Here is a 12,616-nt window from a genome sequence, read left to right on the forward strand (position 1 = left end):
ATTAATAGTAAGAGTGATCGCCCGCTTCGTGCTCTGTGATATCAGCAACACCGGTGATTTCTTCAAATTTAGCGATCATTTCTTTCTCGATGCCTTCTTTTAGCGTTACATCGATCATAGAGCAACCATTACAACCACCACCAAACTGAAGTATAGCAATGCCTGCAGCTGTTATTTCTACTAGACTTACTTGGCCGCCATGGTTTGCTAGTTGCGGGTTTACTTCAGTTTCAAGCATGTGCTGCACGCGTTCATTTAATGATGCATCATCACCAATTTTACGAGCTTTAGCATTCGGCGCTTTTAGCGTTAATTGAGTGCCCATTTTGTCAGTAACAAAATCGATCTCGGCTTCTTCTAAAAATGGCGCACTTTCTGCATCTACAACAGCATCAAAACCATTGAAATTTAGACGAATATCGCTGGCTTCAACAGCGTCTTCTGGACAATAAGACACACCACATTCCGCTTGTGATGAACCAGGGTTTACAACAAAAACACGAATATTGGTTTGTTGTGATTGATCTGCTAATAGTTTAGCAAAATGCGCTTGCGCTGTTTCGGAAATAGAAATCATAAAAACGGCTTTATACCTGACTAAATTACTCGGATACTGCATATCATACTCCGCTCATCGTGTTGCGGCTAGTGTTGAGCGTAAAAAGTTGGCATCTATTTTAAGCAATGGTAGCGTGCAATTAACAAACATTTTTAGAGTGATTTATATGCGGTTCATGTTAACAATAATGGTGGTACTACTGAGTTTTTCAAGTATGGCAAAGCCACTATCTTATTATTTTGAGCAAGATGTTCAATTTGACCCTACCATTCCCACCCCTGAAGCAGTGCTAGGTTATCAAGTGGGGGAGTGGCATGTAAGACACGACCAGTTAGTACGCTATATGGAAGTACTTGCGAAAAAAAGTGACCGCATAAACTTTGAAATTATTGGCCGTACACATGAGCAACGCCCGCTTGTGATGCTAACAATTACTGCCGCCAACAAGTTGCCAAACATAGAGCAAACTCGCCAAGCTCATTTGGCGCGTTTAAGTAACAACAGTGACAAAACTAAAGACCAACCTGCTGTTGTCTGGATGGGTTATAGTGTACACGGCAATGAATCATCGGGCAGCAACGCTTCATTATTGGTAGCCTATTATTTAGCAGCTGCTCAAGGTGCTGAAATAGATGAGCTATTAAATAACACAGTTATTTTACTCGACCCTTCACTTAATCCTGATGGGCTTGCTCGTTTTGCTAATTGGGCCAACAGTAACCGAGGTATGAACTTATCGTCTGATCCTAAGACCCGTGAACATGTTGAAAATTGGCCAAGTAGCCGTACTAACCATTATTGGTTTGATTTAAATCGTGACTGGTTATTACTACAGCATCCTGAATCGCGCGCGCGAATTGCCAAATTTCATCAGTGGAAACCAAATATTTTAACTGACTTTCATGAAATGGGGCCAAATAGCAGTTACTTTTTTCAGCCAGGTATCCCAAGTCGTAAACACCCAATAACACCAGATGAAAATGTAACTTTAACGAAAGCGATTGCTAACTATCATGCAAAAACGTTAGATGAAAATAACGCACTTTATTTTACAGAAGAAAGTTTTGACGATTTTTATTACGGAAAAGGCTCGACCTACCCGGATGTAAATGGTGGTGTAGGCATTTTATTCGAGCAAGCGAGTTCTCGTGGGCATATTCAAGAAACTATAAACGGACCTTTAAGCTTTGCATTTACTATTAAAAATCAGCTATTAACGAGCTTATCAACCTTTAAAGCAGCCATTGATAATCGCCAGGCGTTACTAGATTACCAAGCGAATTTTTATAATCAGGCAGCTGATTTAGCCAGTGACGAGAGCTTTGAAGGTTATGTTGTTGAAGGCGCGAGCGACAACACCCGTACTAAGCACTTTTTAGAATTACTAAAACAGCATCAAATTAACGCTTACCCACTTACTAAACCATTAAAAGCAAATGGAAAAAGTTTTAGTACTCATAGTTATTTTGTGCCATTAGCGCAACCGCAATACCGTTTAGTAAAAGCTATTTTTAGTGAGCAAAAAAACTTTGCTGATAATACATTCTATGATGTTTCGGGTTGGACTCTAGCGCATGCTTTTAATTTACCGTTTGCAAAAGTTAAAAGCAATTGGGGCTTAGATGTTGCAGATACTGCTTGGAATAAAGCGGTAAAAACATCTTTTTCCGATTTAAAAAATGGTTATGCCTTTGGTTTTGCATGGGACGATTATTTAGCCCCTAAAATGCTCAATACTTTACTTAAACAAGGTATTAAAGCACGCGTTGCATTGAGCTCATTAACTGCTAAATCAACATCGGGGGAGGTAAACTTCGAACCAGGTAGTATTATTATTCCAGCAGGCCTACAAACAAATATCGATTGGGTTGCCCAGCTTAGTAAAGCACAAAGTGAATTTGGTATTGCAATTAAACCAATTACATCAGGTTTAACAAGTAAAGGCGCTGATTTAGGTTCACGATCAATGGCCGTTGTTAGTGCGCCAAAGGTACTGCTTATTGGTGGGCAGGGCGCGAGCCAGTACGAAGTAGGCGAAGTGTGGTATTACCTAGATCGCTTTGTTGGCGCAGCGCCAACAATTGTTGAAATGAACCGCTTTAGCTCACTTGAGCTAAGTGATTACAGCCATATTGTACTTGCTCATGGCAATTACAATAGCTTATCTGACACTGATAAAGTGGCAATTAAAAGCTGGGTAAGAAAAGGTGGTGTTATTTGGGGTCACAAAGGCGGCGCTAAATTTTTAGTTGATCAGCAAATTCTTAAAGCAAGTTATCTATCACGACAAGATGTAGCGAGCGCATTTAATACGACAGGTTTAAGTTATGGCGACAAAGATCATTTAGCTGGACGTCAGCGCATTGCAGGTGCCATTTTTAATACCCATGTAGATTTAACTCACCCACTTAGTTTTTCACTTAATCGTAATACATTACCGGTATTTAAAAACAGCACATGGTTACTTGAAGCTTCCGATGCGCCGTTCGTAAATGTACTTACCTACACTAAAAAACCATTATTGGCAGGTTTTACTGATGCCGTTAATGTTGAGCAAGTTGCCGGCGGCGCCGGTTTAATCGCACACTCATACGGGCGAGGCACTGTGATTGGTATGACCGACGATCCTGTATTTAGAGGTTACTGGTATGGTACAAGCCGTTTACTTAGTAACGCTTTATTTTTTGGTCATACCTTTAGAGTGAATGGTGGGTAAAATTATTTTGTACTTTAAAACAGGCTGTTAAGACCTGTTTTAAAGTACGCGCTTTTTAATATGACATTTGCATGAATTTACAATGCAGGCGCATTTTAGTTCGTCATTTTAATTTACTATCTACCCTCTTTTAAAAGCATTATCGCTATAGGTTTAATTATGGTTTCCAGAAGACAGTTTCTTTTAAGTGCAGGTACGCTCGCATTTATCGGCCTTTCTAAAAGCGCATTTGGTAAAGTTACTTTAGCTAACTTAGCAGATAGCGTATATGCATACGGTGGTTTAATTCCTGATACAAAAAAACTACTCGATTTACCTGCTGGTTTTAGCTACAAGGTTATTTCTCAATTGGGCGATACTATGGATGATGGTTTAAATGTACCGGATAAAGCCGACGGCATGGGCTGTATTGCACTTGACGGCGACACTGTAGCGTTAGTTCGTAACCATGAACTTTCACCTAAAAATATTAAGCACGCAGCGACGAGCATTAAGTTGCATAAAACGCCTTTAGCTTACGATATATTTGATGATGGCGTAGCGCTCCCAGGTGGTACAAGTCACATAATTTACAACATTAAAGAGCATAAAAAAGAACAAGAATTTCTATCGCTCTGCGGAACAATAAGAAATTGCTCTGGTGGTATTACACCATGGGGAAGCTGGCTTACCTGTGAAGAAACCGTGGCTAATCAGGCTGATGGATTAGGTAAATCTCACGGCTATATATTCGAAATACCCGCTACTGCAAAAGGTTTGGTAAAACCAGAACCACTTGTTGCAATGGGACGATTTAACCATGAAGCAGCTGCAATAGATCCACGCACAGGCATTGTTTATCTTACTGAGGATAGAGGCGATAGCTTATTTTATCGATTTATTCCCAATGAATTTGGCAAGCTTAGTAAAGGTGGCAAGCTACAAGCAATGGTTATTAAAAAACACTCGCAATTTGATACCCGCAATTGGAGTGAATCAACAATGCTTAAACATACACCGATGGATGTTGAATGGATTGACTTAGATGAGCCACAGAGCCCAAAAGATGATTTAAGAATTAGAGGTTATAAACAAGGGGCTGCACTGTTTGCTCGTGGCGAAGGTGTACACTGGGGCGAAAACGAGCTTTATTTTTGCTGCACGAATGGTGGTAAAGAACAGCTTGGTCAAGTTATGAAATACCAGCCATCAGAGTTTGAGGGTAGAGAAAGTGAAGGCTCTGCCCCAGGTAAGATAGAGTTGTTTGTAGAAAGTGAAGATGAATCATTATTTAATTTTGGTGATAATTTAACAGTCGCACCGAATGGCCATCTTATTGTTTGTGAAGATCAGTATACCGATATTGTTGATAACCATTTGCGTGGAGTAACGCCAAACGGAGATGTTTATACATTTGCTCGCTTAACCGAACAAACAGAGCTTGCAGGCGCGTGTTTCTCTCCTGATGGTAATACACTATTTGTAAACGTATATTCACCAACTAAAACATTAGCAATAACGGGCCCGTGGAATAGCTTTAAAGGATAAAAGGTTAAACCTGTTGAGTTGATAATTTTAGAATCGATTAACAGGTTTAATGTACATGATAGATAAAAAGTAAATTAATTTATCGACACAAACACCTGTAACGTTATAGTATATCTATTATGCCAAGATTTACATTACATTCACTTCGAAATCAAACAACACTAATAAAATATGCATTAGTGCTTGTTGTGCTATTCAGTGTTTTTTCTGCTTGGCACGATACTTCTCACGTATTAAAGACAGATCAAGAATGTGAACTCTGTTTAAGCTCTATTGATTTAGAGCATTCAATACCTGCTAAAGTGACTCTGTTTGAGTCAGACTTTCATTCTTTTTCTTCAATAAAATTAAATAGCCAGCACTTTCACAGCGTGTTTGTTGCTATTACAGGTAATAGAGATCCACCGTTCGTTATTTTTAATTAATCAGTTAAACGTATTTTAAACGCTCGTTATTTAACAATAGTGAGTGAGTTTTATTGTGTATTTTTAGAGATAACAACATGAAAAATAACTATTCACCTTTAGTGCTAGCCTTATTAACGGCAATGAGCAGCACCGCGTATGCAGCCGACAAAAACCTTCAAAAAGATGAAACCGATATAGAAAGAGTCTTAATTACAGCGTCGCCAATAAAGCGTACGGTGCTTGAGTCAAGCACCCCTGTAACAATTTTAAGTGGCGAAGAGTTAGATCAAAATCAAGCTGCAACGTTAGGCGATACTTTGAAAAATGTACCCGGCGTACATAGCTCTTATTTTGGACCGGTTGCGAGTAGCCCAATAATCCGTGGCTTAGACGGGCCACGAGTCAAAGTTGTCCAAAACGGTTTAGGTGCTTCTGATGCTTCGCGTGTAGGGCCTGATCATCAAGTTTCAACCGAGACCTCTACCGCCACTCAAATTGAGGTATTAAGAGGCCCAGCTACACTTCTCTACGGAAGCGGCGCTATTGGTGGAGTGGTAAATGTGGTTGATAACCGCTTACCCTCACAAAGGCAAGAAGGCGTAAGTGGTGAAGTATTTGCACAGTACGATAATGTTGCAGATGCTAAAACTGTTTCAACAGATTTAAATGCAGGCTCAGGTGACTTTGCTTTCCATGTTGATGGATATACTCGTAAAACCGACGATTATAAAATTCCGCTACCCGCAAATATAGATGAAGAGGGCGGTAGTACAACTCTTGCAAACTCAGACATTGATGCCAGTGGCTATAACTTTGGTGCGGGTTGGATAACAGATGATACGCGAGTTGCTTTTTCGTATGGTCATATGGACTCTGAATACGGTTTACCGGGCGAAGAAGGCGTATTTATAAAGCTAAACCAAGATCGCTACCAAGGCGTAGTTGACTGGAATAATTTGGATGGCTTTATAAAAGCCGTGCATTGGCAAAATGCCTATACAGATTATGAGCATTCTGAAATTGAAGGTGTTGAAATTGGCACTACGTTTAAAAACGAAAGCATAGAATCGAGATTATGGGCTGAGCATGCACCTGTATATGGCTGGAAGGGTGTTGCTGGCTTACATTATAATAAAAGTGATTTTGAAGCGATTGGTGAAGAAGCATTTACCCCGCCTACTAAGACAGACAGTATTGCTGCATTTTTAATGGAAGAAAAAGAAGTTGGTCCACTTTTATGGCAATTTGGTGCACGTGTTGAGCAATTAACGCATGATGTAAATAATGACTTTTTCACAGGATTAAGCGGTTCAAATAGTGTTTCGTTTGATAACAAAGATTACACTGCGGTATCAGGGTCAGCTGGGGTTGTTTGGAGTATTGATGATAGAAACTCTTTAGCTTTTAATTACGCGTATTCACAGCGTGCACCATCGGCTTCAGAGATATACGCATACGGCCCTCATATTGGGTCGGGCACTTATGAAATTGGCGGTGGTTTTGAGCTTGACGACGACAATGGGCAATATAATGTTGTTCAAACTGATGAAAGCGTAGAAAAAGAGATCTCAAACAATATAGATATTACTTATCGTTATAACGCGGATACATGGAATGCGAGTGTTAGCGTATTTAATAATGAAGTAGATAACTATATTTTTGAAGATTTTACCGATTTAGTTATCAGCGATGGGGCTTTTATTACATCAGCTGATTTTGAGGATCAAGTTGCTATATCAGGAGGGTCGGATGAAGAAAGTGACGGCTTGCCAGTCGTTTTGTTTTCACAGCAAAACGCGCGTTTATATGGCTACGAAGCACAAGTTGATTGGCATTTAAACGATGACTGGTGCTTAGAGGTATTTACTGATTATACCCGCGCTAAATTAGATTCAGGCGGTAATGTACCAAGAATGCCACCAATGAGATTTGGATCATCTGTTCACTACGAGTATGGAAATTGGCATACCGAAGTCGAAGTTATTCGTAACGCTAAGCAAGACAAAGTAGCCGAGAACGAAACGCAAACAGATGGCTATACAATGCTATCTGCCTCAGCTAATTATTACCTTGATTTAGGTGATGTCGATATGACAATTTATATTAAAGGCGATAACTTAACGGACCAAGAAGGTCGAGTGCATTCGTCATACTTAAAAGATGAAGCACCTCTACCTGGTCGTTCAGTTAGCCTAGGTATAAGAGCTCGTTTTTAATCGTTAAAACTAAATAGGTGTTAAACACGTTGTAAAAGCCCAAACGTGTTTAGCGCCGGCTTGCTTTAAGGCGTATGTAGCTGCATTAAGTGTTGCACCTGTCGTCATCACATCATCAATAATAGCGACGGTTTTTCCGCTCATATCCTCTGTACAAATAAAGGCATTTTTAAGTTTTTAATACGCTTTGTTTTTGATAGTTTTGACTGAGCCTGTGTTTTTTTGTCGCGAATAAGTACGTTACTCAATGGTAAGTAATTAGTTAAACATGGATACCATACTTGGCTGACTTGATTAAATCCACGGTCCAAAAAACGATTTTTATGCAGTGGTAAAATAACAAAAGCATCAGGTAAGTTTTGGCTCTGAGCAAACAGTTGTACAAGCTGTTTTTTAATGACTTGCTGCAATGCCTTTTTATAATGAATTTGGTTATTAAATTTAAGTTGCTTAAGCCAGTGCTCAAAGGGAGGTTGATAAAAAGCGCAGGCAAATAACTTATCAAACTCGCAATTAGGAAACATCTCAACAATATCGGGTCGGTGCAGTAAATTAGTATGCTTACTAAAATCAAATAACGGTAAATCTTCAAGGCAATAATCACACAACCCTAAATTAGCTGTAATCGGGCTTTGGCATTGCACGCAATAAGAGGGAAATAACCAATTTAAAACGGCTTGTTTCATTGATTCACTCCGTGCATTACAACCACCTATTTAAACGTTATGATAAGCTTAAGTTTGGTAAAGGTTAGGCAAATATGCAAAACGAATTAGTGTTATTACATGGTTGGGGAATGAATCAAGGGGTATGGCAGTTGGTTCAGCCAGAGCTTGAATTTTTATATTCAGGGAATGTACGCAGCCTTGACCTACCTGGGTTTGGTAATAGTATTGCTTGCCCAAGCCCTTATACACTTCATGATGCAGCCGCACTTTTGAGTGAACAACTAAAACCACAATCAATTTTAATGGGCTGGTCATTAGGTGGCTTATTTGCACTGTATATTGCTAAGCATTGGCCTGAAAAAGTGTCAAAAGTAATATTGGTTGCATCAACGCCATTTTTTGCAGAGCAAATAGATTGGCCTGGTATTAATTCCAAAGTATTAGAACAATTTAAAGACCAACTAGTTAATCATAGAGAAAAAACGATAGAGCGATTTTTAGCAATTCAAGCGATGGGAAGTGAGTCGGCAAGGGATGATATAAAGCAACTTAAACTATTACTAAATCAGTACAGCGCACCAAATACTGAAGCGCTTATGGCAGGTTTGGATATTTTAAAAAACGAAGACTTGCGTGAGTTATTTACTCGTTGCCCGGTCTCTATTAAAGGTATATTCGGGCGTTTAGATGCACTTGTACCTTATAAAGTGATTGCGGAAATATCAGCACTAAATACTGAGTTTGAATATGAAGTGCTTGATAAAGCATCGCACGCCCCATTTATTTCTCATAAGAGAGAGTTTTTATCTGTCGTTAAATCAATGCTTTAAAATTGAGCTGAAAATAGCGCAGTTTAAAGCTTTATTTTGTGCATAACCTGAGCGATAATTAAGCAATGTTAATTTGGTGGAGGTTTTAATATGCCAATCGGATCTGTATTTAATAACGGTGTTGAAGGATTTAATCGTGCTAGCCAAGGTATCGAAAAGGCCAGTGCTGAGATTAATCGTGCCAATATTGAACAGCAAGACGACGCGCAGTTAGCGCAGCAACGTCAGCTTACGGCAGCACGCCCTGAAGAAGCTATTACTGCACCTGTAGCACAGCCTGCTCGTGTTGATGAAGCGCTTGTTAACTTAAAAGTTGAAGAGTTTAATGCCAAGGCAAATACGCAATCAATTCAAACGGCCGATGATGTACTTGGCACGTTAATCGATATTAAAGTTTAGTATTATGAATATTGTCACGCCATTTCCATCTATCAATATAAACACTGCAAATGTTTATACGGAAACTGCACGACGTGACAACCAACTACGCGAAGTCATTCCTGCACCAGCATCAAGTAGCGCAAGTAATACCGAAACTAAAGCCCAAAGTGACGCTGAAAAAGCGAAGTTGCCAGGTGGAAGTGATAGCGTAACATATGATGCAACGGGAAAAACAACAGACGAAAAATCAGTTCAAAAACGCGATGAAAACTCAGAAAACCCTGAAGGCTCTGAACAAGAAAACGAAGCAAGTGAGCAACAAGAATTAGAGCAAGAAGAGCTGCAATTAGAGCAAGAACAGCTACAAATTAAAGAGCTAAAGGCTCGAGATACCGAAGTCAGAATACACGAACAAGCGCATGCCTCTGTAGGTGGACAACATGCAGGTTCGCCAAGTTATGAATATCAACGCGGGCCCGATGGTACTAATTACGCAGTTGGCGGAGAAGTACAAATTGATGTATCAGAAATACCCGGCGACCCACAAGCGACGATTGATAAAATGCAAACGGTGCGCGCTGCTGCATTAGCACCTGCTGAGCCTTCGGGAGCTGATCGCTCTATTGCTGCAGATGCTACGCAAAAGCTAGCAGCGGCTCAGGCTGAGCTTGCACAACCTGAAAAAGAAGATGACGAAGACGCAAAAAGTAAACTTGAAGCTTCATTCTCTAGCGATGAAAGCAGCGATACAAAAACAGCTAAAAGTGACGAGCAAACACGTGATGCCGATGTTGAGGCACGTGCAGGGCGTATTGCTAACTTTTATCAAATGGCGACATCGCCAGCGAGCCAAAGTAGTTTTTCAGCGTTAAGTTAATAATCTAGCAAAACATAACCACAAAAAACCGCTTACGCGGTTTTTTTCGTTTTAGCTTAGCTGTACAACTATTATTTTTTTACTTTAGCATTAGCGAACGCATCGGCAAATGCATTACCCATTAACGCATTACCATTGTCACGTTTAGGCTTTGCAGCACGAGTTTGTGGCTTTTGCGTAGCTGGAGCTGCTGACTTATTACTTGTGTCAATTTCGTCATCTAAGCGCATAGTAAAGCTTATGCGCTTACGTGCAGCGTCTACCTCAACTACTTTAACCTTTACAATATCACCAGCTTTAACAACTTCACGCGGATCTGATATAAATTTATTCGTGATTGCTGAAATATGCACTAAACCATCTTGGTGAACACCTACATCAACAAACGCACCAAAATTAGCAACGTTTGAAACCACGCCTTCTAAAATCATACCTGGTTTTAAATCACTAATTTTTTCAACACCGGCTTTAAACTCAGCTGTTTTAAATTCAGGACGAGGATCTCGACCTGGTTTATCAAGCTCAGTAATAATGTCGGTAACGGTTGGTAAGCCAAATTTTTCGTCAGTGTAATCGTTAGCAGCAAGTTTAGTTAAAAAGTCGCTGTTACCAATTAGGTTACTGACATCGACGCTATTGCGTTCACAAATACGTTTAACAACAGGATAAGCTTCAGGGTGAACTGATGAGTTATCTAGCGGATCGCTACCATTGTTAATACGTAAAAAACCAGCCGCTTGTTCAAATGCTTTTGGCCCTAAACGCTCAACCTTTTTAAGCTCACTACGTTTAGTAAATGTGCCGTTAGCATCGCGATAATTAACGATATTTTGCGCTAATGTTTTGTTCAAACCAGATACGCGTGTAAGTAGCGGTACCGATGCCATGTTTAAATCTACGCCTACTGAGTTTACACAGTCTTCAACAACGGAGATAAGGCTTTGGCCTAATTGGCTTTGCGATACATCGTGTTGGTATTGGCCAACACCAATTGATTTTGGCTCAATTTTAACAAGTTCAGCAAGAGGATCTTGTAGGCGGCGCGCAATAGAAACAGCGCCTCGTATAGAAACATCTAAATCTGGAAATTCATTAGCTGCAAATTCAGAAGCTGAGTAAACCGATGCACCCGCTTCGCTAACCATAATTTTACTAAGTTTAAGTTCGCTGTTTGCTTTGATAAGTTCAGCAACTAACTTATCTGACTCGCGTGATGCAGTACCGTTACCAATCGCAATTAGCTCAACTTTATGCTGACGACAAAGTTGCTCTAACGTACGCACTGATTTATCCCAATGATTTTGTGGTGCATGAGGGAAAATAGTTTGTGTAGCTAGTAATTTACCTGTGCTATCAACAACGGCAATCTTACAGCCAGTTCGAAGGCCTGGATCAAGACCTAAAGTAGTACGAGGGCCTGCAGGTGCTGCCATTAATAAATCTTTTAAGTTTTTAGCAAATACGTCGATTGCACCAGCTTCTGCTTTTTCGCGCATGGCTGCAAAAAATTCGTTTTCTAAATGCAGCCCTAATTTAATTTTCCACGCCCATTGCACAACGTTTAATAACCAAGGACTTGCCGCTTTATATTTAATATCTAAACGGTAATGCTCAGCAATCATGTTGGCACAAAGTTGCGCTGAATTTTCAGCACTAGGCTCAGGGTTAACATTTAACTGAAGTACACCTTCATTTCGAGCTCTCAGCATTGCAAGTGCGCGATGCGAAGGTACTTTTTTTAGAAGCTCTTGGTGTTCAAAGTAATCACGGTATTTAGTGCCAGCTTGTTCTTGGCCTTTAATAACGGTACTTTGAATTGCGCCATTTTGGCTAATGTGGCTTCTAAATTTAGCAAGTAGTTTTGCGTCTTCAGCAAAGCGCTCCATTAAAATAAACTTAGCACCTTCAAGCACTGCCTTTATATCAGCAAAGCCTTTTTCGACATTTATAAACTGTTCAGCTTGTTGTTCAGGATCAAGGTTAGCATTTTTAAACAGTGCATCAGCAAGTGGCTCTAATCCGGCCTCAATTGCTATTTGGCCTTTAGTACGGCGCTTCGCTTTATACGGGAGATATAAATCTTCAAGTTCAGTTTTGCTTTGCGCAGTACTAATATCTGCCTTTAACTCTGCTGTTAATTTATTTTGAGATTCGATGGTTGATAAAATAAAGCTGCGGCGTTCTTCTAGTTCACGTAAATATGATAAACGCTGTTCTAAAAGGCGTAATTGGGTGTCATCTAAGCCACCGGTTACTTCCTTTCTATAACGAGCAATAAAAGGCACAGTAGCACCTTCATCAAGTAACTTTGTTGCAGCAACAACTTGCTGTTGTTGTGCATTTAGCTCACCGGCTAAACGTGCAGAGATATCGCTCATGCAAAAACCTTTTTAAACAAAAATAAGACCAGTTAGTAAGTTAACTGATACGACTAA

Annotated in this window: 9 protein-coding genes and 1 pseudogene; 7 read left to right on the top strand and 3 right to left on the bottom strand. The window is 40.0% G+C overall.

Translation table 11 applies throughout. From position 1 onward, the window contains the following. Window position 1: 1 nt before the first annotated feature. A complete protein-coding gene (gene nfuA / locus P20495_RS02800) occupies window positions 2-577 on the bottom strand; it encodes a Fe-S biogenesis protein NfuA (protein WP_002959571.1) in 576 nt (191 codons plus the stop codon). A gap of 148 nt (window positions 578-725) precedes the next feature. On the opposite strand from nfuA, the gene P20495_RS02795 reads away from it, so the two are divergent. The 4 genes from P20495_RS02795 (at window position 726) to P20495_RS02780 (ending at window position 7,425) form a co-directional block, all read left to right on the top strand. After that, window positions 726-3,275: a M14 metallopeptidase family protein gene (locus P20495_RS02795; protein ID WP_033016343.1), complete on the top strand. Its 2,550-nt coding sequence runs from the start codon at window positions 726-728 to the stop codon at window positions 3,273-3,275. A gap of 159 nt (window positions 3,276-3,434) precedes the next feature. Further along, window positions 3,435-4,802: an alkaline phosphatase PhoX gene (locus tag P20495_RS02790; RefSeq protein ID WP_008138724.1), complete on the top strand. Its 1,368-nt coding sequence runs from the start codon at window positions 3,435-3,437 to the stop codon at window positions 4,800-4,802. A 119-nt stretch (window positions 4,803-4,921) separates the two neighbouring features. Continuing rightward, window positions 4,922-5,227, top strand: coding sequence for a hypothetical protein (locus tag P20495_RS02785; protein WP_008138725.1), 306 nt, complete (start codon window positions 4,922-4,924; stop codon window positions 5,225-5,227). 77 nt (window positions 5,228-5,304) lie between these two features. Continuing rightward, a complete protein-coding gene (locus P20495_RS02780) occupies window positions 5,305-7,425 on the top strand; it encodes a TonB-dependent receptor (RefSeq protein WP_008138726.1) in 2,121 nt (706 codons plus the stop codon). Between the two features lie 9 nt (window positions 7,426-7,434). On the opposite strand, the pseudogene P20495_RS02775 reads toward P20495_RS02780, so the two are convergent. Further along, window positions 7,435-8,111, bottom strand: a pseudogene (locus P20495_RS02775) (ComF family protein). Window positions 8,112-8,185: 74 nt separating this feature from the next. On the opposite strand from P20495_RS02775, the gene bioH reads away from it, so the two are divergent. From bioH to P20495_RS02760, 3 genes are all read left to right on the top strand, one after another. Beyond that, complete coding sequence (gene bioH, locus P20495_RS02770) at window positions 8,186-8,923, top strand: pimeloyl-ACP methyl ester esterase BioH (protein WP_008138729.1); 738 nt, start codon at window positions 8,186-8,188, stop codon at window positions 8,921-8,923. Between the two features lie 90 nt (window positions 8,924-9,013). Continuing rightward, a complete protein-coding gene (locus tag P20495_RS02765) occupies window positions 9,014-9,322 on the top strand; it encodes a hypothetical protein (RefSeq protein ID WP_007376419.1) in 309 nt (102 codons plus the stop codon). A 4-nt stretch (window positions 9,323-9,326) separates the two neighbouring features. Continuing rightward, a complete protein-coding gene (locus P20495_RS02760) occupies window positions 9,327-10,181 on the top strand; it encodes a putative metalloprotease CJM1_0395 family protein (RefSeq protein ID WP_008138731.1) in 855 nt (284 codons plus the stop codon). Window positions 10,182-10,252: 71 nt separating this feature from the next. Here the strand turns inward: P20495_RS02760 and P20495_RS02755 are convergent, their stop codons facing one another. Then, window positions 10,253-12,559: a Tex family protein gene (locus tag P20495_RS02755; protein WP_008138733.1), complete on the bottom strand. Its 2,307-nt coding sequence runs from the start codon at window positions 12,557-12,559 to the stop codon at window positions 10,253-10,255. Window positions 12,560-12,616: the final 57 nt, after the last annotated feature.

It is taken from the genome of Pseudoalteromonas sp. BSi20495 (genome assembly GCF_000241185.1).
GTDB classification, from domain to species: domain Bacteria; phylum Pseudomonadota; class Gammaproteobacteria; order Enterobacterales; family Alteromonadaceae; genus Pseudoalteromonas; species Pseudoalteromonas fuliginea.